We start from the raw sequence: 24,495 nt of genomic DNA, 5'->3' as shown, positions 1-24,495 counted from the left end.
CCTGCTCAATCGGACATCATGAAAATCGCATTCATCGGCGGCGGCAACATGGCCGCGGCCCTCATCGGCGGCCTGATCAAGCGCGGCGTTGCCGCTGACGGCCTGTATGCCATCGACGTCAACGAGGACGTCCGCGCACGCGCGGCGCAGCAGTTCGGCATCCGCACCGGTGCTGCCATCGACGCGACGCTCGCCGACTACGACGCGATCGTGCTCGCGGTGAAACCGCAGGTGCTGAAGGACGTCGCGCAGGCACTCGCGCCGCATCTGAAATCGCAGCTCGTGATCAGCATCGCGGCGGGCATCCGCGGCACCGACCTCGCCCGCTGGCTCGGCGACTACGCACGCGTCGTGCGCACGATGCCGAACACGCCCGCGCTGGTCGGCATGGGCGTGACGGGCCTCGCCGCGCTGCCGGGCGTCGACGCCGCCGGTCGCGAGCTCGCGTCGAACGTGCTCGGCGCGGTCGGCGAAATCGTGTGGTTCGACGACGAAGCGCAGCTCGACGCCGTCACGGCGATCTCGGGCAGCGGCCCGGCCTACGTGTTCTATTTCATCGAAGCGCTGCAGGAAGCCGCGCGCCGCCTCGGCATGAACGACGAACAGGGCCGCGCGCTCGCGGTCGCCACGTTCGCGGGCGCCGCGCAACTGGCCGCGCAATCGGGCGAGCCGGCGAGCGTGCTGCGCGAGCGCGTGACGTCGAAGGGCGGCACGACGGCCGCCGCGCTCGCGTCGTTCGATGCGCAGGGCGTGAAGGAAGCGATCGTGCGCGGTGCGCTTGCAGCCGAGGCGCGCGCGAAGGAAATGGGCGACGAGCTCGGCCGCGCGTAAGCGCAGCGGCCCACGCGGTGCACGCCCGGCACCGCCAACAAAAAAGCGGCCTCGGCCGCTTTTTTGTTGGCATCGGGCGCAGTGCGCGGCCGCTTCAGTTGCCCGTCGCACCCGCCAGCAGGTAATGCGCGGCGATTCCCGCGAACAACACGCCGCCGAGCCAGTTGTTGTGCCGGAACGCCGCGAAGCACGGCATCCGCTCGCGCCCCTTGATTAGCGTGTAGTGATACAGCGCGCAGCCGACGGCCGCCGCCCAGCCGGCCCAGTACGCGAGGCCGAAGCCGAGCGTCACGCCGATCCATGCGTAGATGCCGAGCGTCGCCGCATAGCAGGCCATCACGGCCGCGACGTCGAAGCGGCCGAACGTCAGCGCGGACGTGCGGATGCCGATCTTGATGTCGTCGTCGCGATCGACCATCGCGTATTCGGTGTCGTACGCGACCGACCAGAAAATATTCGCGATCAGCATCACCCACGCGAGCATCGGCACCGTGTCCTGCACGGCCGCGAACGCCATCGGAATGCCGAAGCCGAACGCGATGCCGAGATACGCCTGCGGAATCGCGAAGAATCGTTTCATGAACGGATACGAACCGGCGACGAACAACGCGACGACCGACAGCTCCTTCGTCAGCGTGTTGAGCGGCAGGATCAGCAAGAACGCGAGGAACGACAGCACCACCGCGATCGCGACGGCTTCCCATGCGCGGATCTTGCCGGACGTCAGCGGCCGGTCGGCGGTGCGCTTCACGTGGCGATCGAAATCGCGGTCGGCATAGTCGTTCATCGCGCAGCCGGCCGAGCGCATCAGCAGCGTGCCGAGCGCGAAGATCACGATCAGCGGCCAGCGCGGATGGCCGTCCGATGCGATCCACAGTGCGTTGAGCGTCGGCCAGAGCAGCAGCAGGCTGCCGATCGGCTTGTCCATCCGGACGAGCCGCAGATACAGGGGAAAGCGGGCAAGCATGGCGAACTACCGGGAAGATAATCCCGGCATTTTAGAGCCGAGCCGCGCTTCGCGTCATGTCGGGATCGCCCGCGAGCGCATGCGGCGCGCCGCGCGTCGGCCGCTTCGGCCCGGCGCAAGCAGCTCGGGCGGGGCCGCTCGCCAATCGACAGATGGACCTGCGCGAGGCAGGCATCGGCGGCCGGGCGGAATTCGCGCCGATGCAGGCGACCTGGCCCCGATTCGGGCCGTGCTGCCCGCCGATGCGTGCCGCATGGCGGCCGACCGGCCGCAACGAACCTACGCGAGCAGCGAGCGCAGCATCCACGCGGTCTTTTCGTGCGTCTGCAGGCGCTGCGTCAGCAGGTCGGCGGTCGGTTCGTCGCTCGCCGCATCGGCGATCGGGAAAATCTCGCGCGCGGTGCGCACGACCGTCTCGTGCCCTTCGACGAGCTGACGGATCATTTCTTCGGCGGCCGGCACCCCGTTCGCTTCCGGCACCGACGACAGCTTCGCGAAATCCGCGAACGTGCCCGGGGCGACGACGCCGAGCGTACGAATGCGCTCGGCGACCGAGTCGACCGCGAGCCACAGTTCGTTGTACTGCTCTTCGAACATCAGGTGCAGCGTGTTGAACATCGGCCCGGTGACGTTCCAGTGAAAGTTGTGGGTCTTCAGGTACAGCGAGAACGTATCGGCAAGCAGACGCGACAGGCCGTCCGCGATCTTCCTGCGGTCCTTGTCGCTGATGCCGATGTTGATCTGCGTGGCGTTGCCTTTCTTGGCCATCTTCGGGACTCCTCGTTCGAAATGTTGAACCGGCGAAAATGTGTCGAGCAAACCGCATGCCGTATTGCGCGGCATCCGTCCTCGACATGCAAGTCTAGCGCGGACGCGCGATTCGCTGCATTCAGGCACCCGCGCTCGACACGAGCGGCGCGAGCGCGTGCAGCGCCTGCGCGGCCAGCTCGGCCGCGCCGCCGACGACGATCGCGAAACCGACGATGCGCCGCGCCCACTCGGCCGGCGTGAACGCGGTGCGCATGTTCAGCATCATTTGCATCATGGTCGTCACTCCTTCGACAAGGTTCTGGAGAAAAAACGGCCGGTCGTGCGACCGGCCGTTTCACGTTACAACGTGACTGCGTTACCGCATCGCGACATTCATGCGAGGTCGAAGCGATCGAGGTTCATCACCTTGTTCCAGGCCGCGACGAAATCGCGCACGAACTTCTCGTGCGCGTCCGCGCTGCCGTACACCTCGGCAAGCGCGCGCAACTGCGAGTGCGAACCGAAGATCAGGTCGACGCGCGTACCGGTCCACTTGACCTGGCCGGTCGCCCGATCGCGCCCCTCGAAAACGTCGTGCGCGGCCGACGCCGGCGTCCACTCCGTGCCCATGTCGAGCAGGTTCACGAAGAAGTCGTTGGTCAGCGAGCCCGGACGATCGGTGAACACGCCGTGCTTGGCGTCACCGACGTTCGCGCCGAGCACGCGCAGGCCGCCGACGAGCACCGTCATCTCGGGCGCGCTCAGCGTCAGCAACTGCGCCTTGTCGACGAGCAGCGCCTCGGCCGGGATCTTGTACGCGCGCTTCAGGTAGTTGCGGAAGCCGTCCGCGACCGGCTCGAGCACGGCCATCGCTTCGATGTCGGTCTGCTCCTGCGACGCGTCCATCCGGCCCGGCGCGAACGGCACCGTCACCGCGACACCCGCGTTCTTCGCGGCCTGTTCGACGCCGGCCGCGCCGGCCAGCACGATGAGGTCGGCGAGCGACACCTTCTTGCCCCCCGTCTGCGCATCGTTGAACGCCTTGCGCACGCCTTCCAGCGTCTCGAGCACCGTCGCGAGCGCGGCCGGCTGGTTCACTTCCCAGTCCTTCTGCGGCGCCAGGCGGATGCGCGCACCGTTCGCGCCGCCGCGCTTGTCGGAACCGCGGAACGTCGAAGCCGATGCCCAGGCGGTCGACACGAGCTGCGCGACCGACAGGCCCGATGCAAGCACCTTCGCCTTCAGCGCCGCGACGTCGGCGTCGTCGATCAGCTTGTGATCGACGGCCGGAATCGGGTCCTGCCACAGCAGTTCCTCGGCCGGCACTTCCGGGCCGAGGTAGCGGGCGCGCGGGCCCATGTCGCGGTGCGTGAGCTTGAACCAGGCGCGCGCGAACGCGTCGGCGAATTCGGCCGGATTCTCGTAGAAGCGGCGCGAGATCTTTTCGTAGGCCGGGTCGAAACGCAGCGACAGGTCGGTCGTGAGCATCGTCGGGCGATGCTTCTTCGCCGGATCGAATGCATCCGGAATCACCTCGTCGGCGCCCTTCGCGACCCACTGATGCGCGCCGGCCGGGCTCTTCGTCAGTTCCCATTCGTAGCTGAACAGGTGCTTGAAGAAATCGTTGCTCCACTTCGTCGGCGTCGACGTCCACGTGACCTCGAGGCCGCTCGTGATCGCGTCGCGGCCCTTGCCCGATGCGTACGTGCTCTTCCAGCCGAGACCCTGCTGCTCGATGCCGGCCGCTTCCGGTTCCGGGCCGACGTTCGATGCGGGACCCGCGCCGTGCGTCTTGCCGAACGTGTGGCCACCGGCGATCAGCGCGACCGTCTCTTCGTCGTTCATCGCCATCCGCGCGAACGTCTCGCGGATGTCGCGCGCCGCCGCGACCGGGTCGGGATTGCCGTCCGGACCTTCCGGGTTCACGTAGATGAGGCCCATCTGCACGGCCGCGAGCGGATTCTCGAGTTCACGGTCGCCGGAGTAACGGCTGTTCGGGCCGCCGCTCAGTTCCAGCCAGATCTTTTCCGAACCCCAGTAGACGTCGTCCGGTTCCCATGTGTCGACACGGCCGCCGGCGAAGCCGAAGGTCTTGAAGCCCATCGATTCGAGCGCGACGTTGCCGGTCAGGATCATCAGGTCAGCCCACGAGATGTTGCGGCCGTACTTCTGCTTGATCGGCCACAGCAGCCGGCGCGCCTTGTCGAGGTTGCCGTTGTCCGGCCAGCTGTTCAGCGGCGCGAAGCGCTGCTGCCCGCCGCCCGCGCCGCCGCGGCCGTCGGCGATCCGGTATGTGCCGGCGCTGTGCCAGGCCATCCGGATGAACAGGCCGCCGTAGTGGCCGAAGTCGGCCGGCCACCAGTCCTGCGACGTCGTCATCAGCGCCTGCAGGTCGCGCTTCACCGCAGCGAGGTCGAGCTTCTTGAACGCTTGCGCGTAGTCGAAATCCTTGTCCATCGGATCGGACAGCGCCGAGTGTCGATGCAGGATGTCGAGATTGAGCTGGTTCGGCCACCAGTCCTTGTTCGACGTGCCGCCGGCCGCCGTATGGTTGAACGGACATTTCGATTCGGTCGACATGCTTTTTTTCTCCTTTACTTGCTCGTGAGCCCCCACTTGCCGGGCGCGGTTCGTGGAGCATTGCGGGGGGATGAAACGGAACGGTTGGTCCCGTCGTGCTACGGGGTGCCAGGCGGCGTGGCTTCCGATGCGGGCTGCGGAAGTTCGGACATGCGATGGTCCCTCATGGCTGGTTGGCGGTGAGGCTGGGAACACGGAACCGGCATGCCGCGGCACTCATCCACCATACACACGGTCCGCCAGATACGCGAACGCAATCGGACGCAGGCTGCGGGCCGCGGCCCTCGCGCGATTTACGACCTCGTCGCGCAACGGGATGTTCCGCTGCGCGTGCTGCAGTATCGACCGCATCATGACATCCTCCTTTGACAGCTGCATTCAGCGTGCAAACCGGCCGCCGATCCGTTGCAGTTCATGGAGTCGATTCTAGTAATTTCTATTGATTATTTGAATTTAATAAATTTCATCTATGCGATAGGCAAAAATAAACGGGACCACGTGGCCCCGTTCACCGGTCTCCCTGGATGCATGCTGCCCCGCTCAGTTCATCGTCGTCGGCATGTCGAGCTTCGCGACGCCCGGCAGATCGCACGCGGCGATCGCCTCGCTGATCGCGTCGATCGCCGGCATCCGCGTGAAGCTCTTGCGCCACACCAGCACGACGCGGCGGTCCGGCACCGGTTCGTTGAACGGCACGTACGACAGCAGCTCGGCGTCGGGACCGTTCGCGCGCGGGCCGACTTCGGCAACCGACATCCGCGGCAGCACCGTGATGCCGACACCGCTCGCGACCATATGACGAATCGTTTCGAGGGACGAGCCTTCGAAGGTCTTCTGGATACCGTCGGCCGTCTGCGAAAAGCGCATCAGCTCCGGGCACACGCCGAGCACGTGGTCGCGGAAGCAATGGCCATTGCCGAGCAGCAGCATGGTTTCCTGCTTCAGGTCCTCGGCGTCGATCTCGTCGCGCTTCTCCCATGGATGGCCGGCCGGCAGCGCGACGACGAACGGCTCGTCGTACAGCGGCCGCACCATCAGGCCGGTCTCGGGAAACGGCAGCGCCATGATCGCGGCGTCGATCTCGCCCTGCTTCAGCAGCTCGAGCAACTTCAGCGTGTAGTTCTCCTGCAGCATCAGCGGCATCTGCGGCACGCGCTGGATCATCTGCTTGACGAGCGTCGGCAGCAGGTACGGCCCGATCGTGTAGATCACGCCGAGCCGGAACGGGCCGACGAGCGGATCCTTGCCCTGTTTCGCGATCTCCTTGATCGCGAAGGTCTGCTCGAGTACGCGCTGCGCCTGCGTGACGATCTGGTCGCCGATCGGGGTCACGCTCACTTCGCTCGCGCCGCGCTCGAAAATCTGCACGTTCAGCTCGTCTTCCAGCTTCTTGATCGCCACCGATAGCGTCGGCTGGCTCACGAAGCATGCTTCGGCCGCGCGACCGAAATGCCGCTCGCGCGCGACCGCGACGATGTACTTCAATTCAGTGAGGGTCATTGTGGGTCAATCAGGGATATACAGGCGATAGGTTTAATTTATACACCTGTTGGCATCGGTTCGCCAAGTTTCTGTGCATCGCGATGCACCCGATCGCGGCCGAATGGCGGTTTTAAATCCGGCCCTGAATACGCGGATCAGGCCTTCAGATACTGCTCCCGCGCCCCCAGCCAGCGCGCGAGATGCTGCGTGACCACGTCGGGATACGCGGCGATCAACCGCGCCGCTGCCTCGCGTGCCGGGTCGATCAGCCAGCCGTCCGTCTCGAGGTTCGCGAAGCGCAGCATCGCCGCGCCGGACTGGCGTGCGCCGAGAAATTCGCCCGGGCCGCGGATTTCGAGGTCGCGCCGCGCGATTTCGAAGCCGTCGGTCGTCTCGCGCATCGTCTTCAGCCGCTCGCGGCCGGCGATCGACAACGGGCCCGTGTACAGCAGCACGCACACCGACGCCGCGGTGCCGCGCCCGACGCGGCCGCGCAACTGATGCAACTGCGCGAGGCCGAAACGCTCCGCGTGCTCGATCACCATCAGCGACGCGTTCGGCACGTCGACGCCAACCTCGATCACGGTCGTCGCGACGAGCAGCTGAACTTCGTTGCGCGTGAACGCGTCCATCACGGCCGCCTTGTCGGCCGGCGACAGCCGCCCGTGCACGAGCCCGACCTTCAGCTCGGGCAGCGCCGCGGCGAGCGTCTCGTAGGTTTCGACGGCCGTCTGCAGCTGCAGCGTCTCGCTCTCCTCGATCAGCGGGCATACCCAGTACACCTGGCGGCCCGTCAGCGCGGCCTCGCGCACGCGGGCGATCACCTCTTCGCGTCGCGCATCGCCGACGAGGCGCGTCAGCACCGGCGTGCGGCCCGGCGGCAATTCGTCGATCGTCGACACTTCGAGATCCGCGTAATACGTCATCGCGAGCGTGCGCGGAATCGGCGTGGCCGACATCATCAGCTGGTGCGGCTGGAAGTCGCGCGCGCCGTTGGCCGCATTCGCGGCCTTCGCGCGCAGCGCGAGACGCTGCTCGACGCCGAAGCGGTGCTGCTCGTCGACGATCACGAGGCCGAGCCGCGCGAATTCGACCGTGTCCTGGATGATCGCGTGCGTGCCGATCACGAGCTGCGCGGTGCCCAGCGCCGCCGCCTCGATCGCCGCGCGCTTCTCCTTCGCCTTCAGGCTGCCCGCGAGCCACGCGACCGATACGCCGAGCGGTTCGAGCCACGCGCGCAGCTTGCGCGCGTGCTGCTCCGCGAGGATTTCGGTCGGCGCCATCAGCGCGGCCTGGTAGCCGGCGTCGATCGCCTGCGTGGCCGCCAGCGCCGCGACGACCGTCTTGCCGCTGCCGACGTCGCCCTGCAGCAGCCGCTGCATCGGGTGCGCGAGCGTGAGGTCGTGCGCGATCTCGTCGACGACGCGCGACTGCGCGCCCGTCAGCGTGAACGGCAGCGCCGCGTAGAGGCGGGCCGTCAGCGAATCGGCGTCGGTCGCGGCGCGGCGCGGCATCGCGGGCGCCGCGCGCGTGCGGCGCTCCTCGTGCGCGCGCTTGAGCGACAGCTGCTGCGCGAGCAACTCCTCGAACTTGATGCGCGTCCACGCCGGATGCGAGCCGTCCATCAGCGCGGCCTCGTCGGAATCGACGCCGGGGTGGTGCAGGATCCGCACGGCCTGCGCGAGCGTCGGCACGCCGAGCGGCTTCAGGTAGTCGCGTTCGATCTCGGGCGGCAGCAGCTCGGGCAGCGGCGTGCGCTCGACCGCGTTCTCGATCGCCTTGCGCAAATACGCCTGCGACACGCCGGCCGTGCTCGGGTAGACCGGCGTGAGCACCTGCGGCAGCGGCGCGTCGGCTTCGACGACGCGCACGGCCGGATGCACCATCTCCATCCCGAAGAAGCCGCCGCGCACGTCCCCCCGCACGCGCAGCCGCTGGCCGACGGCCATCTGCTTGACCTGCGAGCCGTAGAAATTGAGAAAGCGCAGCACGAGCTGCTCGCCGTCGTCGTCCCGGATCTTCACGACCAGCTGGCGCCGCGGCCGGTAGGCGACTTCGTTGTCGAACACCACGCCGTCGGTCTGCGCGATGCCGCCCGGCAGCAGTTCCCCGATCGGCGTGAGCGTGGTTTCGTCCTCGTAGCGCATCGGCAAATGCAGCACGAGATCGATCGAGCGCGTGAGGCCGAGCTTCGCGAGCTTGTCGGCGGTCTTCACGGGTTTGTCGGCGGCCGCCTTCTTCTTGCGCTTCGCGCCGGACGTATCGGCCGCCGCTGCGTCGTCGCCGCCGGCGCCCGGTTCGACGTCGGACGCGGCGGCGGCCGGCCGCGCGAGCCGCCCGTCGGCGCCGCGCTTCGGGCCCGCACGGCGCGGCGCGGCACCGCGCGGCTCCGCGCTTTGCGCGGCTGACGCTGCATCGTCCGCGTCGAACGGATCGGCGGAATCGGCCATGGCGGCGGAGGAACGGCGTGGTGACACAGGCATCGGATCGTCTGGGTGCTTCGCAAGGCAAGTACAATAGCGGCTTTCACGTCGTCCGAACGAACGACGCCGGCCAGGCCGCGCATCCCGCCATCATAGCGGCTCGCGCGCTCCATTCATGCGTTTCCGCCCTGTCGGCGGCGCCCGCCGGCCGTTTCGAACCAGCCCGCATGTTCACGCTTTCCGATTTCGATTTCAATCTGCCCCCCGAGCTGATTGCGCAAACCGCTCTGCCCGACCGCACCGCGAGCCGCCTGCTCGAGGTCGACGGCACCGTCGAGCCCGCGCGCCTCGTCGACCGCCGCTTCACCGAGCTGCCGTCGTGCATCGCGCCCGGCGACCTGCTCGTGTTCAACGATACCAAGGTGCTGAAGGCGCGTTTCTTCGGCCAGAAGGCCAGCGGCGGCAAGATCGAGGTGCTGATCGAGCGCGTGACCGGCACGCACACCGCGCTCGCGCAGATCCGCGCGAGCAAGTCGCCGGGCGCCGGCACGACGCTGCGCCTGGCCGACGCGTTCGACGTCACGGTCGGCGAGCGCGTCGAGCCGTTCTTCACGCTGCATTTCCCCGCGCCGTGCCTCGACCTGATCGAGCAGCACGGCCGCCTGCCGCTGCCGCCGTACATCGAGCACGACGCCGACGCGAACGACGAGACGCGCTACCAGACGGTCTACGCGGCCAACCCGGGCGCGGTCGCGGCTCCCACGGCCGGGCTGCATTTCGACCAGCCGCTGCTCGAGAAGCTCGATGCGATGGGCGTCGAGCGCGCGACGCTGACGCTGCACGTGGGCGCCGGCACGTTCCAGCCGGTGCGCGTCGAGAACATCGCCGAGCACAAGATGCACAGCGAGTGGTACGACCTGCCGCAGTCGCTCGTCGACAAGATCGCCGCGACCCGCGCGCGCGGCGGCAAGGTGATCGCGGTCGGCACGACGTCGATGCGCGCGCTCGAAGCCGCGGCGCGCAGCGCCGAGGAAGCGGGCCAACCGCTCGCGGCGATGCAGGCCGAGACCGACATCTTCATCACGCCGGGCTACCGCTTCCGCGTCGTCGACCGGCTCGTCACGAACTTCCACCTGCCGAAGTCGACGCTGCTGATGCTGGTGTCCGCGTTCGCGGGCGTCGAGACGATCCGCGCCGCGTACCGGCACGCGATCGACGAACGCTACCGCTTCTTCAGCTACGGCGATGCGATGCTGCTCACGCGGCGCGACACGCCGGAGGCGCCGCGCGCGTAAGCGCGGCGGTGGCCGCATCCGTGTTCCGGCTGCGCGCTTCGAAGGCGCGCGCCTGCTTTTCCGACCGCCGGCTTGCCGGCGGCGTTTCCAACATGCGCCGGACTGTTTTCCGGTGGCAAGGAGAATGACGCGATGACCGAAGGTTCATCCCACGATACGCACGCTCCCGTGCACGAGCGCCCCGCCAACGGGCTCGAATTCGAACTGCTGACGACCGACGGCCATGCGCGCCGCGGCCGCGTGAAGCTCAACCACGGCGTGGTCGAAACGCCGATCTTCATGCCGGTCGGCACCTACGGCACCGTGAAGGCGATTCAGCCGCGCGAGCTGCACGAGATCAACGCGCAGATCATCCTCGGCAACACGTTCCACCTGTGGCTGCGCCCCGGCCTCGACACGATCGACGCGCACGGCGGCCTGCACGGCTTCATGGGCTGGAACAAGCCGATCCTGACCGACTCGGGTGGCTTCCAGGTGTTCTCGCTCGGCGACCTGCGCAAGATCACCGAGGACGGCGTGACGTTCGCGTCGCCGATCAACGGCGACAAGCTGTTCCTGTCGCCGGAAGTGTCGATGCAGATCCAGAAGGTGCTGAACTCGGACATCGTGATGCAGTTCGACGAATGCACGCCGTACGCGACCAACGGCGTGCCGACCACGCACAAGGAAGCGGCCGACTCGATGCGCATGTCGCTGCGATGGGCGAAGCGCTCGCTGGACGAATTCGACCGGCTCGGCAACCCGAACGCGCTGTTCGGGATCGTCCAGGGCGGGATGTTCGAGGACCTGCGCGACGAGTCGCTCGCGGGCCTGTCGGAGCTCGGCTTCCACGGCCTCGCGATCGGCGGGCTGTCGGTCGGCGAGCCGAAGGAAGACATGATGCGCGTGCTGCGGCACGTCGGCCCGAAGCTGCCGGCCGACAAGCCGCATTACCTGATGGGCGTCGGCACGCCGGAGGATCTGGTCGAGGGCGTCGCGAACGGCGTCGACATGTTCGACTGCGTGATGCCGACCCGCAACGCGCGCAACGGCTGGCTGTTCACGCGCTTCGGCGACGTGAAGATCCGCAACGCGACGCACAAGAATTCGCTGAAGCCGCTCGACGCGAGCTGCGCGTGCTACACGTGCCGGAATTTCTCGCGCGGCTACCTGCATCACCTGCACCGCGTCGGCGAAATCCTCGGCGCGCAGCTCAACACGATCCACAACCTGCACTACTACCTGCAGCTGATGAGCGAGATCCGCGACGCGATCGAAACCCACACGTTCGACGCGTTCCGCCAGCGCTTCGCGGAGGATCGCGCGCGAGGGGTCGACTGACGGTCCGGCGCGCCCGCGCCGCCCACCGTCACATGCAACGTGTATCAAGTTGAGCGGTCCCGACACCGGTCGCGACCGCCAAACATTACAATTACCTTTCCAGACGCGCGGCCTCGCTGCCGGTTCGTGCTTTAACAGCTTGATCCGAAAGCGCATTTGCCGCGCCGTTTGCACAAGGGGCCGGTGGTAGAATAACCGGCTTATTTTTCGATCTTCCCCTACGGAGAGACCAACGTGCCGTTCATTTCCAATGCCTTCGCGCAAGGTGCCGGTGGCGCCGAATCGAGCCTGATGAGCTTCCTGCCGCTCATCCTGATGTTCGCGGTGCTGTACTTCATCATGATCCGTCCGCAGATGAAGCGCCAGAAGGAACACCGCAACATGCTCGCGGCCATGGCGAAGGGCGACGAAGTCGTCACGAGCGGCGGCCTCGTCGGCAAGGTGACGAAGGTCACCGAAGGCTACATCGGCGTCGAAATCGCCGAAGGCACCGAAATCACCGTGCAGAAGGCTGCCGTCACGACCATTCTGCCGAAGGGCACGATCAAGTCGCTGTAAGGCTTTCACCGAGCGTCCGGCTCCCCGCGTCGTGCCCGCCTGAGAGAGCGGGCCGCCGCGGCGCCGGACGCGACGCTTTCACGCCAACCACCCGTTCGGCCCCCTCATGAATCGTTATCCACTCTGGAAATATGTCGTGATGGTCGTGGCGCTCGCCATCGGCCTTCTGTACACATTGCCCAACTTCTTCGGCGAAGCGCCGGCGGTGCAGGTGTCGAGCGGCAAGGCCACGGTCAAGCTCGACTCGACCACGCTGACCGAGGTCGAATCCGCGCTCGCCTCCGCGCAGATCACGCCGGACGACGTCACCTTCGAGAACACGGCGTCCAACGCGAACATCCGCGTGCGCCTGAAGGACACCGATACGCAGCTGCGCGTCAAGGACCTGCTGCAGAAGTCGCTGAACGCCGATCCGAACGATCCGCAATACGTCGTCGCACTGAACCTGCAAAGCGCGTCGCCGCGCTGGCTGACCGCGCTGCACGCACTGCCGATGTATCTCGGCCTCGACCTGCGCGGCGGTGTCCACTTCCTGCTCCAGGTCGACATGACGGGCGCGCTCACGAAGAAGCTCGACTCCGACGCGTCCGACGCGCGCACGCTGCTGCGCGACAAGAACATCCGCGACGGCGGCGTCAGCCGCGTCGACCAGTCGGTCGTCGTGAACTTCAGCGATGCACAGACGGCGGAAGACGCCCGCAAGCTGCTCGCCGCGTCGCTCACCGAACTGCAATGGGCGACCCAGCCCGGCGGCGGCGGCACGCAAGTCGTCGGCACGTTCACGCCGGCCGTGCAGAAGGCCGTCGAGGATGCCGCGCTCAAGCAGAACCTGACGACGCTCCACAACCGCGTGAACGAACTCGGCGTGTCCGAGCCGATCCTGCAACAGCAAGGCAGCGACCGCATCGTCGTCGAACTGCCGGGCGTGCAGGACACCGCGAAGGCGAAGGACATCATCGGCCGCACCGCGACGCTCGAGGCGCGCCTCGCCGATCCGATCAACACGCACCCGAACCCGAACGACCCGGTGCCGCCCGGCGAGGAGCTGTTCACGCAGGGCAACCAGGCGCCCGTGCTGCTGAAGAAGGACGTGATCTTCACCGGCGACCGCATCATCGATGCGTCGGCCGGCTTCGACGAACACCAGCGTCCGTCGGTCAACATCCGCCTCGACTCGGCGGGCGGCCGCTCGGTGCGTGCGGTGTCGCGCGAGAACATCGGCAAGCCGATGGCAATGGTGCTGTTCGAGAAGGGCAAGGGCGAGGTGCTGACGGTCGCGACGATCCAGTCCGAACTCGGCGACCGCTTCCAGATCACGGGCCAGCCGACGCCGCAGGCCGCGGCCGATCTCGCGCTGCTGCTGCGCGCCGGTTCGCTCGCCGCGCCGATGGACATCATCGAGGAACGCACGATCGGCCCGAGCCTCGGCGCCGACAACATCAAGATGGGCGTGCACTCGGTGATCTGGGGCTTCTGCGCGATCGCCGTGTTCATGATCGCGTACTACATGCTGTTCGGCGTGATCTCGGTGATCGGCCTGTCGGTGAACCTGCTGCTGCTCGTCGCGGTGCTGTCGCTGATGCAGGCCACGCTGACGCTGCCGGGTATCGCGGCAATCGCGCTTGCGCTCGGCATGGCGATCGACTCGAACGTGCTGATCAACGAGCGCGTGCGTGAGGAACTGCGCGCGGGCCAGCCGCCGCAGATCGCGATCCAGGCCGGCTACGCGCACGCGTGGGCGACGATTCTCGACTCGAACGTCACGACGCTGATCGCCGGCCTCGCGCTGCTCGCATTCGGCTCGGGCCCGGTTCGCGCGTTCGCGATCGTGCACTGCCTCGGCATCCTGACGTCGATGTTCTCCGCGGTGTTCTTCTCGCGCGGGATCGTCAACCTCTGGTACGGCGGCCGCAAGAAGCTGAAGTCGCTCGCGATCGGCCAGGTGTGGAAGCCGGAAGGCGCCACGGCCGGTGCCGCGGGTGCAGCGTTCGCCGCGGCCGACGAATCGACCGACACCGCGCGCGCCGCGAAGCTCGCCGCGCCTGCCAACGGCAACGCGCCGCGCGCCGGCAAGCCGCAGCTGCGCAACCGCGCGCAGCAACGCGTGTCGCCGAAGAAACCGGGCTCGACCCAATAAGGCCCCGGAGACGAAGCCATGGAATTTTTCCGCATCCGTAAAGACATTCCGTTCATGCGGCACGCGCTGGTGTTCAACGTGATCTCGCTGGTCACGTTCCTCGCCGCCGTGTTCTTCCTGTTCCACCGCGGGCTGCACCTGTCCGTCGAATTCACCGGCGGCACGGTGATCGAGGTGCAGTATCAGCAGGCCGCGCAGCTCGAACCCGTGCGCAACACGCTCGGCAAGCTCGGCTACGCCGACGCGCAGGTGCAGAACTTCGGCACGTCGCGCAACGTGCTGATCCGCCTGCAGCTGAAGGAAGGCCTCACGTCCGCGCAGCAGAGCGACCAGGTGATGTCCGCGCTGAAGGCGCAGAGCCCCGACGTCACGCTGCAGCGCGTCGAGTTCGTCGGGCCGCAGGTGGGCCGCGAGCTCGCGACCGACGGTCTGCTCGCGCTCGCGTGCGTGGTGATCGGCATCGTGATCTACCTGTCGATCCGCTTCGAATGGAAGTACGCGGTCGCCGGCATCATCGCGAACCTGCACGACGTCGTGATCATTCTCGGCTTCTTCGCGTTCTTCCAGTGGGAGTTCTCGCTGGCGGTGCTCGCCGCGATCCTCGCGGTGCTCGGCTACTCGGTCAACGAGTCGGTCGTCATCTTCGACCGGATCCGCGAAACCTTCCGCCGCGAGCGCAAGATGAGCGTGCCGGAAGTGATCAACCACGCGATCACGACCACGATGTCGCGCACGATCATCACGCACACGTCGACGGAAATGATGGTGCTGTCGATGTTCTTCTTCGGCGGCCCGACGCTGCACTACTTCGCGCTCGCGCTGACGGTCGGCATCATGTTCGGCATCTACTCGTCGGTGTTCGTCGCGGGCTCGCTCGCGATGTGGCTCGGCATCAAGCGCGAAGACCTGATCAAGGAAAAGAAGACCGCGCACGATCCGGACGATCCGAACGCGGGCGCGCAGGTTTAACGCATCGCGCCGTTTCGGCGGATACCCGAAGGCCGGTCCTGTTGGACCGGCCTTTTTTCATGCGCGCGCCTCGCCCGCTTCCTGCGGTGCGGCGCACGGGCCGTCGGCTACAATCGCTTCACCATCCCGCCCCGCCACCCGTCGAAGCCGCGGTCCTCATGATGCCTGCCTCGCGTGTCGTTCATCGTATCGTCGCCTGGAGCACCGGTGCCGCCGCCGCGGCTGCGTTCGTTGCATGCGCATCGGCCGGCGCCCGTGCGCAATCGGCGTCCGCACCGCCCGCTGCCGCCGCTGCTGTCGCGGCGTCACAACCGTCACCCTGCCCGCCCGACTGGGAACGCCAGCTCTGCGAACTGAAGGCCGCGGTCGAAGTGCTGAAGAAGCAGCACCTGACCGACGTCGACATCGGCGCGTTGCTCGACGCCACCGTGCACGACGGCATCAAGACACTGCCGTACGCGCGGTTCTTCAACGCGACGGAGGAACAGGAACGGCGCGACGACGAGCGCCGCGCGCGCGACGGCACGCCGGGCATCGGCATCGTGTTCGAGACGCGGCCCGACGGACTGCACATCATCGACGTGATCCCCGATGCGCCCGCCGAACGCGCCGGCGTGCGGCCCGACGATCTCGTCGTCGCGATGAACGACCGGAGCGTGGTCGGCATCGACAGCAGCGAGGTCGTCAAACTCGCGAAGGGCGAAGCGGGCGTGCCGCTGAAGCTCACGGTCCGGCGTGGCGCGAACCGTGCGACGCTGACCTTCGCGCCGGTCCGCGCGATCGTCCACCCGCACCCGGCAACGGCAAAGCGGCTCGCCGGCGACATCCTGTACACGCGACTGTCGAGCTTCCCGGAGCCGGCGGTCGGCAACTATATCGACGCAATGCAGGCCGCGCGCCGCGCGGGGCCGCCCGTGAAAGGCGTGATCCTCGACCTGCGCATCAACGGCGGCGGCGCGCTGAATGCGGCGATCGGCATCACCGCCCTCTTCGCCGGGCGCGACCGCACCGTGATGGTGACGCTCGAGCGCGACGGCACGAAGCGCCGCCGCTTCACGACCAACTGGCCCGACTACGAACTGCCCGTCATGCACGGCCAGGATCCGCTCGCGCCGCTGCAGGCGGACGACTGGTGGCGCACCGTGCCGCTCGTCGTGCTGGTCGACGGACAGAGCGCGTCGGCAGCCGAAGCGACCGCGGCCGCACTGAAGGATCTCGGCCGCGCGCGCCTGCTCGGGATGCCGACCTACGGCAAGGGACTCGCGCAGACCGGCGTCGACCTGATCGACGGCACGCGCATCAATTTCACGTTCGCGCGCAATCTGCGGCCGAACGGCTGCCCGATGGACGGCTACGGCGTCGTGCCGGACTGGCTCGTGCCGCCGCGTCGCGACGCGGACGTCGACGGCGTGCTGCTGTGGTACCGCGAAGTCGATCTCGCCCGCGCGCCATATGCGGACCGGCTGGCGCCCGATCCGTTCGCGCAGGTACGCAAGGCACGGCAAGCACTACGCGACGCACGCGTGCGCGACAAAATCGATACGTCGAAGAGCGCGGCGCTGCCGCAGCGGGAATTCGGCACGGCCGCCGACTGGCAGCTCCGGCAGGCGCTCGACGCGCTCGCCGGTCGGCCGGTGCAGACCGTCGCCGCGCCCGCGCAACTGATGCCGGCGCAGCCGGCATGCGAGCGCGTCGGCGACTGACGCGGCGCCGCGCACCGCGCGCTGCGCGTCACCGGAAGCCGAATCGCCGGCGCAACACGATCAGCGCGACGAGGCTCAGCACGGCCGCGAACATCAGGTAGAAGCTCGGCGCGGTCTTCATCCCGGTCGCGCGGATCAGCCACGCGATGATGAACGGCCCGAAGCCGCCGAAGATCGTCACCGCGACGTTATACGCGAGCGACATTCCGGTCGTGCGCGTCTGCACCGGAAACACTTCGGACAGCAGCCCGGGCAGCGCAGCGAAGTAACCGGTCATCAGGAACGCGAGCAGTGCCTGCAGCGCGATCAGCGTGCCGAAGCCCGGATGCGCGACCAGGTACGCGAACGCCGGGTAGATCAGCACGAGGATGCCGATGGCCGGGGCAAGCATCACGCGCACGCGTCCGTAACGATCGGACCAGTGGCCGACGAGCGGCGCGAACGCCATCTGGATCACGCCGACGACGAGGATCGCGGCGAACGCGGCCGACGGTGCAAGGCCGAGCTGCTTCACGCCGTAGGTCGGCATGAACAGCACGAGATAGGTCGCGACGGTGCCGAGCACCACCGCGCCAATCGCGGCAACGAGCCGCGCCTTGTGCGACGCGAACGTGTCGCGCAACGGGCTCGCGGTGCTTTCGGCCGCGAGGAATTCGGGCGTCTCCTCGACCTTCGAGCGGATGTAGTACGCGACAGGCCCGAGCAGCAGCCCGAAGAAGAACGGAATGCGCCACCCCCAGGCGGCCATCTGGTCGGCCGTGAGCTGCGCGTTCAGCACGGTGCCGAAGCCGGCGGCGAGCAGCGTCGTGAGGCCCTGGCTCGCGACCTGCCAGCTCGCGAAGAAGCCGCGCCGGCCCGGCACGTGCTCGGCCAGGAACGCGGTCGCGCTGCCGAATTCCCCGCCGGCCGAAAAGCCTTGCATCAGCCGCGCGGCGACGAGGATCAGCGGCGCGGCGACGCCGATCGTCTGGTAGGTCGGCAGCACCGCGATCACCAGCGTGCCGGCCATCATCAGCATGATCGACAACGTGAGCGCGGCCTTGCGGCCCGCGCGGTCCGCGTATGCGCCGAGCACGATCGCGCCGAGCGGGCGCATGAAGAACGACACGCCGAACGTGCCGAGCGTGAGCAACAGCGACACGGTGTCGTTGCCGGCCGGAAAGAACAGCTTCGAGATCGTCACCGCGAAGAAACCGTAGACGACGAGGTCGAACCACTCGAGCGCATTGCCGATCGATGCGGCGATCACCGCGCGCCACACGCGCGGTGACGAGGCGATGGAGCTGGACTGCGTGACGGCATGCATCGGCGATCTCCTTGTCGTTGTACGTTGTGTCCGGCGCGCCGGTTCTCGCGCCGCGCTGCGCTGCGCCGACGATTATAGGCGCGCAAAAAAAACCGCCGCGCCCCCGGGGAAACGGGAGCGCGGCGGCTGGCTCGCGAGGGCCGGCGGCGCGACGCGGCGGCCGGCCCGACCGGGCGCGTTACTGCTGCTTGACGGCTTCGGCCGTGATCAGCAGCTTCGTCTTCATCTTGAAGCCGTACTGCTTGCCGTAGTCGAGGCCGAAATCGTCGCGGCTGAATTCGCCGACCGCGTCGACGCCGCACACTTCGCGCTTGAGCATCGGATGCGGCATGCACTTGAACGAATCGATCTTCAGCGTGACCGGCTTCGTGACGCCGTGCAGCGTCAGGTTACCGACCACCGACACCGGCTTGTCGCCGTCGAACTTGATGGTGCCCTTGTAGTTCGCCTGCGGGAACTTGGAGACGTCGAAGAACTCGGCCGTCTGCAGGTGCTCGTCGAGCTTCGCGCTGCCCGTGTGGATCGACGCGATGTCGGTCGTCACGTCGACCGTGCCGGTCTTCGCCGCGCGATCGAGCGTCACGGTGCCGCTCGACTTGTCGAACTTGCCGCGCCAGACCGACAGGCCGCCGAAGTGGTCGGCCTCGAAGCTCGGGTACGTGTGGCTCGGGTCGAACTGGTACGTCGCGCTGTCGGCGAATGCCGAGAACGACAGCGAAGCAGCCAGCGCGCCGGCGGCGATGATCAGATGCTTTTTCAAACGCTTTCTCCTTGGAACAGCGCCGCGCCCTCGCGCGGCATTCGGGGTGATGCGACAGCCCGCCGCTTACTTCGTGGCGACGAGATGGAACTTGATCTGCACTTCGTCGGCGACGATCGACGTGTCCTTCCACTCGCCGGTGCCGACGTTGAACGTCGAACGCTTGATCGGCAACACGCCGTCGAAGGTCTGGGTCGCGCCGCTCTGCGTGACCGTGACGGGCACGGTGACGGTCTCGGACTTGCCCTTGATCGTCAGCTTGCCGGTCACGTTGTACTTGTTGCCGCCGGCCGGCGCGATCGCCGTCGACGCGAAGGTCGCCTGCGGATACGCCTTCGCGTCGAACCAGTCCTTGCCCGCGACCTGGTCGTTGTACATCTTGTCGCCGAGGTCGAAGCTCGCGATATCGATCGTCATTTGCGCGCTGCCCTGCGCGGCCTTCGCCGGGTCGAACTTCACCTGCGCGGAAAACTTCTTGAATGCGCCTTCGGTCGGCACGTTCATCTGCTTCGACACGGCGGACACCTTGCTCTTCGCGAGATCGACGTCGGCATGCGCCGCAGCCGACGCGACGAGTGACACCGCGGCGAACGCGGCCAGCATGGAGCGGGAGAAAGACACTTTCATGGGATCCTTCATTTGGCGGAGGGAAGCATCCGCGACAGCAGGCCGTCGCGGTCCAACAACTGGTGCTTGAGCGCCGCGAGTACATGCATGGCGACCAGCGCAAGCAGAATGTAATTCAAAGACACGTGCAGCGTCTTGAAGGTTTCCTTCAGCGCCGGATCGGGATCGATCAGGCGCGGCAGCGGCACGATGCCGAGGTAGACGACCGGAATGTTCGACGCGGAGCTGTACAGGTAGCCCGTCGCCGGAATCACGATCATCAGCACGTACAGCAGCATGTGCACGCCGTGCGACACCGCGCGCTGCCACGCCGGCGTGCTGCCCGGCAGCGGCGGCGGCACGTGGGTCGCGCGCCACAGCACGCGCACGACGGCCAGCGCGAACACCGTCACGCCGATCCATTTGTGCCACGAGAAATACTTGAGCTTCGTCGGCGTGAAGCCGGGGATGTCGGTCATCACCCAGCCGAGCGCGAAGCCGCAGACGATCAGCAGCGCGATCAGCCAGTGCAGCGCGATCGCGGTGTGCGCGTAGCGTGCCGGCTGAGCCGGCGGCGATTTCGATGCCATCTTGGATTTCCTCAGTTGAGCGAACGGCCGCGCCGGTAAATTCATCCGACGCTTGTCAAGGGCGCCATGCTACCGCAACCTTTTGTCACGCGCGGACTCTCAAGACAGGCTCGCCAGCCCGCTGCCATGTCCGCGCCACGTTACCGATCGGTCACGCGCACACGGGGCGTTGACACGCCGAAAAAGGCGTTTTGGTAAGATTGGCGCGGGTTCCGGCCCCGTCGACGCGTTCCCCCAGCCGTCGCAGCACCGCCTTTTCCATGCAACGATACGACCTGATTGCCTGCCACGAATGCGACGCACTGTTGCATAAACCGCGCCTGAGCGGCCGCGAAATCGCGCGCTGCCCGCGCTGCGACGCGCTGCTCTATCGCAACAGCACGACGCAGATCGAGCGCATCAGCGCGCTTGCGGTCGCGGCACTCGTCACGTTCGTCATCGCGCAAGCGTTCCCGATCCTCGAGATGGACCTGAACGGCACCCGCGTGCAGACGACCCTGATCGGCGCGATCGATGCGCTTTGGCATCAGGACATGGAGATCGTCGCGGTGATGGTGTTCTGCTCGACCGTGCTGTTCCCGCTCGTCGAGATGGCCGCGCTCCTTTACGTGCTGTTGCCGATCCGCCGCGGCGTCGTGCCGCCGGGCCTCGATCTCGTGCTGCGCACGATCCAGCTCGTGCGCCCGTGGGGGATGATCGAGGTGTTCATGCTCGGAATCGTCGTGACGATCGTGAAGATGGTGAGCCTCGCGCGCGTCGTGCCCGACGCGGCGCTGTTCGCGTTCGGCGCGCTCACACTGATGACCGCCGTCGTGCTGATGTTCGATCCGCGCACGCTGTGGGACATCGCCGACGAGCTGCGCGCCCGGCGCACGCCGGCGCCGCCCGACGGCAAAGCGCCGCTGCCGGAAGCGCCCCGCCGATGACGATGCCGACCGCCGCCCGGGAGGGCTACGCCAGCTGCCATGCCTGCGGGCTCGTGCAGACGATCGACCATCCGCACGCGCATTGCGCGCGCTGCGGCAGCGCGCTGCACTTTCGCACGCCGAACAGCATCATGCGCGCGTGGGCGCTGCTGATCGCGGCCGCGATCCTCTACATTCCGGCGAACCTGCTGCCGATCATGCGCACGTCGTCGATCGTCGGCTCGCAGGAAGACACGATCATGAGCGGCGTCATCTATTTCTGGACGTCCGGCGACTGGCCGCTCGCGGTGGTCGTGTTCGTCGCCAGCATCCTCGTGCCGATGCTCAAGCTCGGCGTGCTGACGATCCTCGTGGGCACCGCGCAGCGGCGCACCGCGTGGCGGCCGCTGCAACGCACGCGCCTGTACCGGATCGTCGAGCGGATCGGCCGCTGGTCGATGCTCGACATCTTCGTCGTGACGCTGACCGTCGCGCTCGTCCATTTTCGTTCGCTCGCCGTCATCACGGCCGGCCCCGGCGCGCTCGCGTTCGGCTCGGTCGTGATCCTGACGATGCTTGCGTCGATGCAGTTCGATCCCCGCCTGATCTGGGATCCAGTCGAAACCTCAGGGAAACACCATGAATAGTCCGCAAGGCCCGCAGCAAGACGCGCCCCGGCCGCCCGATCCGGCGATCTCGACGAAAAGCGGCTGGCTGCCGTCGCTCGTCTGGCTCGTGCCGCTGATCGCCGCGCTGATCGGCATCGGCCTCGTGATCAAGTCCGTGCGCGAGCGCGGCCCGGAAGTCACGATCAGCTTTCACAGCGCGGAAGGGCTCGAGCCCGGCAAAACGCAGGTCAAGTACAAGGACGTCGAAATCGGCATGGTCAAGACGATCAAGCTGTCGAAGGACCTGTCGCGCGTGCTCGTCCAGGTGCAGTTGAAGAAGGAAGCCGAGGACTTCGCGGTCAAGGGCTCGCGTTTCTGGATCGTGCGTCCGCGCGTCGGCGCGACCGGCGTGTCGGGGCTCGGCACGCTGCTGTCGGGCGCGTACATCGGCGTCGATGCGGGCCACGGGCAGGACACGCAGACCGACTTCACGGGCCTCGAGACACCACCGGCCGTGACCGGCGACCAGAAGGGCACGCAATACGTACTGCGCGGCGATTCGCTCGGCTCGGTCGACATCGGCTCGCCCGTCTACTACCGCCGCGTGCAGGTCGGCCAGGTGGTCGGCTTCTCGCTCGACAAGGACGGCACGGGCGTCACGTTCAACGTGTTCGTGAATGCGCCGTACGACCAGTACGTCGGCGTGAACTCGCGCTGGTGGCAGGCGAGCGGCGTCGACCTGCGGCTCGATTCGAGCGGCCTGAAGCTGAACACGCAGTCGCTCGCGACGGTGATCCTCGGCGGCATCGCGTTCCAGACGCCGCCGAACCAGGACAGCGGCGCGACCGCGCCGAACAACACGACGTTCCGCCTCGGCTCCGACGAAGCGGACGCGATGCGCGATCCGGACGGCCAGCCGCTGCAGGTCGTGATGAACTTCAACCAGTCGCTGCGCGGGCTCGCGGTCGGCGCGCCGGTCGACTTCCGCGGCATCGTGCTCGGCGAGGTGACGAACATCGGCATCGACTTCGATCCGAAGACCAAGAACTTCCTGATGCCGGTGACGATGAACGTGTATCCGGAGCGGCTCGGCCCGCGCTTCCGCGAGACGATCGAGAGCAAGGGCGAAGCGGCCCGCCGCGAGATCGTCGAGCGCCTCGTCACGCACGGGCTGCGCGGCCAGCTGCGCACCGGCAACCTGCTGACGAGCCAGTTGTACGTCGCGCTCGACTTCTTCCCGAAGGCGCCGGTCGTGAAGATCGACGCTGCCCGCCAGCCGCTCGAGCTGCCGACCGTGCCGAACACGCTCGACGAACTGCAGCTGCAGGTCGCCGACATCGCGAAGAAACTCGACAAGGTGCCGTTCGACCAGATCGGCGCGAACCTGAACAGCGCGCTGTCGAATGCCGACAAGCTGTTCAAGCAGCTCGACACGCAGGTCGCGCCGGAAGCGCGCGACACGCTGTCGGCCGCGAAGCAGACCTTCTCGACCGCCGAGGCGACGCTGCAGCAGGATTCGCCGCTGCAGTCCGACGTGCGCGGCGCGCTGAAGGAGCTCACGCGCACGCTGCAATCGCTGAACGCGCTCGCCGATTATCTGGAGCGCCATCCCGAATCGCTGCTCAAGGGCAAGCCAGGAGATCAACAATGACGACGACACGCGCGAACATCGTCGCGAGCGGCGCGGCGGCAGTCTTCGCCGCGCTCGCGCTCGCCGCGTGCAGCTCGCCGCCCGCGCGGTTCTACACGCTGAGCCCGGCCGACGCGGCCGCGCCCGTGCGCAGCGCGCCCGCCAACCCGTCGTTCCTGATCGAGGTGCCGTCCGTCGGCGTGCCCGAGCAGGTCGCGAAGAACCAGCTCGTCGTGCAGAAGAACGCCGCGCAGGTCGACGTGCTCGAGCAGGAGCGCTGGGCCGCGCCGCCCGCCGACGAAATCCGCCGCGCGTTGTCCGACGATCTCGCCGCGCAGCTCGGCACGATCGACGTCGCGAATTCCGCGTATCCGGCCGGCGTGCCGGTCTATCGGATCAGCGTGAACGTGCAGCGCTTCGAGTCGTGGCCCGGCAAGCGCGCGGCGATCGATGCGGTGTGGAGCGTGCGCGCGCTCGGCACGCAGGCCGTGATGACGTGTCGCACGAGCGTCGCGGAACCGGTCGCCGACGGTTACGACGCGCTCGTCGCCGGCCACCGCCGCGCGCTCGACGTCATCGCATCGCAGGCCGCGTCCGGCGTGCGCGCGATGGCCGCGCGGCGTGGCGCCGCCGCTGCGTCGACCACCGCGACGACCGCGTCCGGCAAGTCGGCGGCCACCGCGCCCGTCGTGCCCTGCCCGGCCAATCCGACGCCCCGCGACGATGCGGGCGCGACCGGCAAGTCCGGCGCGTAAGCGCGACGCGCGGGCCGGCGGCCGGCGCATGCGCGCGGTGCCGCTGCACTCGGCACACGCCGCCGATAATCATCGTCGGCCTGGGTGCGCGCGCAACCGCACACGCGAACCTGCCGCCCTCGCCGCCCGGGCGCCGCTGGCCGTCCATCGGCCAAACGGCGGTTTTGCATTGTTTGAAAAATCCGCCGGAACCGGCACGAGTCGACACGGTCGGCTTGCGTTTTCACGCCCGATTGACGATCCTACGCACTTTCCGGCTCGCGCCGCTCGTCGTGCGCGCGCGCCGGCGGCGATCCGCCCGTCGTGTCCGGTCCGATCGC

General features: G+C 67.6%; 21 protein-coding genes. 11 read left to right on the top strand and 10 right to left on the bottom strand.

Going from position 1 to position 24,495, the window contains the following annotated elements; genetic code table 11:
• Positions 1 to 18 precede the first annotated feature (18 nt).
• Positions 19 to 831, top strand: coding sequence for a pyrroline-5-carboxylate reductase (gene proC / locus WS51_RS13960; protein WP_059451310.1), 813 nt, complete (start codon positions 19 to 21; stop codon positions 829 to 831).
• Between the two features lie 94 nt (positions 832 to 925).
• Here proC and ubiA read toward each other — a convergent pair whose 3' ends face one another.
• The 6 genes from ubiA to recG form a co-directional block, all read right to left on the bottom strand.
• Entirely contained in the window at positions 926 to 1,798 is an 873-nt protein-coding gene (ubiA, locus tag WS51_RS13955) for a 4-hydroxybenzoate octaprenyltransferase (RefSeq protein ID WP_059506951.1), read from the bottom strand.
• Between the two features lie 279 nt (positions 1,799 to 2,077).
• Complete coding sequence (dpsA, locus tag WS51_RS13950; RefSeq protein WP_059452029.1) at positions 2,078 to 2,566, bottom strand: non-specific DNA-binding protein DpsA; 489 nt, start codon at positions 2,564 to 2,566, stop codon at positions 2,078 to 2,080.
• A 121-nt stretch (positions 2,567 to 2,687) separates the two neighbouring features.
• The gene (locus WS51_RS32525; RefSeq protein WP_167357980.1) at positions 2,688 to 2,843 is read right to left on the bottom strand and encodes a hypothetical protein; all 156 of its coding nucleotides are present in this window, start codon (positions 2,841 to 2,843) and stop codon (positions 2,688 to 2,690) included.
• Positions 2,844 to 2,941: 98 nt separating this feature from the next.
• Positions 2,942 to 5,128, bottom strand: coding sequence for a catalase/peroxidase HPI (gene katG, locus WS51_RS13945; RefSeq protein WP_069229330.1), 2,187 nt, complete (start codon positions 5,126 to 5,128; stop codon positions 2,942 to 2,944).
• Between the two features lie 540 nt (positions 5,129 to 5,668).
• Entirely contained in the window at positions 5,669 to 6,628 is a 960-nt protein-coding gene (locus WS51_RS13940) for a hydrogen peroxide-inducible genes activator (RefSeq protein WP_059452027.1), read from the bottom strand.
• Positions 6,629 to 6,765: 137 nt separating this feature from the next.
• Complete coding sequence (gene recG, locus WS51_RS13935; protein ID WP_069229329.1) at positions 6,766 to 9,093, bottom strand: ATP-dependent DNA helicase RecG; 2,328 nt, start codon at positions 9,091 to 9,093, stop codon at positions 6,766 to 6,768.
• Positions 9,094 to 9,260: 167 nt separating this feature from the next.
• Between recG and queA the strand changes: the two genes are divergently transcribed.
• The 6 genes from queA to WS51_RS13905 all read left to right on the top strand — a co-directional run bounded on the left by queA (position 9,261) and on the right by WS51_RS13905 (position 17,015).
• Complete coding sequence (queA, locus tag WS51_RS13930) at positions 9,261 to 10,328, top strand: tRNA preQ1(34) S-adenosylmethionine ribosyltransferase-isomerase QueA (protein ID WP_059452025.1); 1,068 nt, start codon at positions 9,261 to 9,263, stop codon at positions 10,326 to 10,328.
• 132 nt (positions 10,329 to 10,460) lie between these two features.
• Positions 10,461 to 11,648: a tRNA guanosine(34) transglycosylase Tgt gene (gene tgt / locus WS51_RS13925; protein WP_059452024.1), complete on the top strand. Its 1,188-nt coding sequence runs from the start codon at positions 10,461 to 10,463 to the stop codon at positions 11,646 to 11,648.
• Between the two features lie 234 nt (positions 11,649 to 11,882).
• Complete coding sequence (gene yajC / locus WS51_RS13920) at positions 11,883 to 12,206, top strand: preprotein translocase subunit YajC (RefSeq protein ID WP_006476868.1); 324 nt, start codon at positions 11,883 to 11,885, stop codon at positions 12,204 to 12,206.
• 106 nt (positions 12,207 to 12,312) lie between these two features.
• Positions 12,313 to 14,343, top strand: a complete 2,031-nt coding sequence (secD, locus tag WS51_RS13915) for a protein translocase subunit SecD (RefSeq protein ID WP_069229328.1) — start codon at positions 12,313 to 12,315, stop codon at positions 14,341 to 14,343.
• Between the two features lie 18 nt (positions 14,344 to 14,361).
• Positions 14,362 to 15,312 (top strand): protein translocase subunit SecF, encoded by a 951-nt coding sequence (gene secF / locus WS51_RS13910; protein ID WP_059452022.1) that lies wholly within the window; start codon positions 14,362 to 14,364, stop codon positions 15,310 to 15,312.
• A gap of 158 nt (positions 15,313 to 15,470) precedes the next feature.
• Entirely contained in the window at positions 15,471 to 17,015 is a 1,545-nt protein-coding gene (locus WS51_RS13905; RefSeq protein WP_208606683.1) for a S41 family peptidase, read from the top strand.
• A gap of 28 nt (positions 17,016 to 17,043) precedes the next feature.
• Here the strand turns inward: WS51_RS13905 and WS51_RS13900 are convergent, their stop codons facing one another.
• The 4 genes from WS51_RS13900 to WS51_RS13885 form a co-directional block, all read right to left on the bottom strand.
• On the bottom strand, positions 17,044 to 18,321 hold the full coding sequence (locus WS51_RS13900; RefSeq protein WP_069229327.1) for an MFS transporter: 1,278 nt from the start codon (positions 18,319 to 18,321) through the stop codon (positions 17,044 to 17,046).
• A 178-nt stretch (positions 18,322 to 18,499) separates the two neighbouring features.
• Positions 18,500 to 19,081, bottom strand: a complete 582-nt coding sequence (locus WS51_RS13895) for a YceI family protein (protein ID WP_059452020.1) — start codon at positions 19,079 to 19,081, stop codon at positions 18,500 to 18,502.
• Between the two features lie 66 nt (positions 19,082 to 19,147).
• The gene (locus WS51_RS13890; RefSeq protein ID WP_059507004.1) at positions 19,148 to 19,708 is read right to left on the bottom strand and encodes a YceI family protein; all 561 of its coding nucleotides are present in this window, start codon (positions 19,706 to 19,708) and stop codon (positions 19,148 to 19,150) included.
• Between the two features lie 8 nt (positions 19,709 to 19,716).
• The gene (locus WS51_RS13885) at positions 19,717 to 20,277 is read right to left on the bottom strand and encodes a cytochrome b (protein ID WP_059546854.1); all 561 of its coding nucleotides are present in this window, start codon (positions 20,275 to 20,277) and stop codon (positions 19,717 to 19,719) included.
• A 260-nt stretch (positions 20,278 to 20,537) separates the two neighbouring features.
• Between WS51_RS13885 and WS51_RS13880 the strand changes: the two genes are divergently transcribed.
• From WS51_RS13880 to WS51_RS13865, 4 genes are read left to right on the top strand one after another with little or no spacing between them, the layout of a single operon-like run.
• The gene (locus tag WS51_RS13880; protein WP_059452017.1) at positions 20,538 to 21,203 is read left to right on the top strand and encodes a paraquat-inducible protein A; all 666 of its coding nucleotides are present in this window, start codon (positions 20,538 to 20,540) and stop codon (positions 21,201 to 21,203) included.
• Complete coding sequence (locus WS51_RS13875) at positions 21,200 to 21,829, top strand: paraquat-inducible protein A (RefSeq protein ID WP_059452016.1); 630 nt, start codon at positions 21,200 to 21,202, stop codon at positions 21,827 to 21,829. Before WS51_RS13880 ends, WS51_RS13875 begins: the two co-directional genes overlap by 4 nt.
• Positions 21,822 to 23,441: a PqiB family protein gene (locus WS51_RS13870; RefSeq protein WP_059452015.1), complete on the top strand. Its 1,620-nt coding sequence runs from the start codon at positions 21,822 to 21,824 to the stop codon at positions 23,439 to 23,441. Before WS51_RS13875 ends, WS51_RS13870 begins: the two co-directional genes overlap by 8 nt.
• Positions 23,438 to 24,175, top strand: coding sequence for a PqiC family protein (locus WS51_RS13865; RefSeq protein WP_059452014.1), 738 nt, complete (start codon positions 23,438 to 23,440; stop codon positions 24,173 to 24,175). The genes WS51_RS13870 and WS51_RS13865 overlap by 4 nt, the downstream gene beginning before the upstream one ends.
• The last annotated feature ends 320 nt before the right edge of the window (positions 24,176 to 24,495 follow it).

Origin of the sequence: Burkholderia territorii, assembly GCF_001718335.1 — a bacterium.
GTDB classification, from domain to species: Bacteria; Pseudomonadota; Gammaproteobacteria; order Burkholderiales; family Burkholderiaceae; genus Burkholderia; species Burkholderia territorii.
The sequence above is the reverse complement of the archived record's forward strand: the minus strand, read 5'-3'. Positions and strand labels throughout refer to the sequence as shown.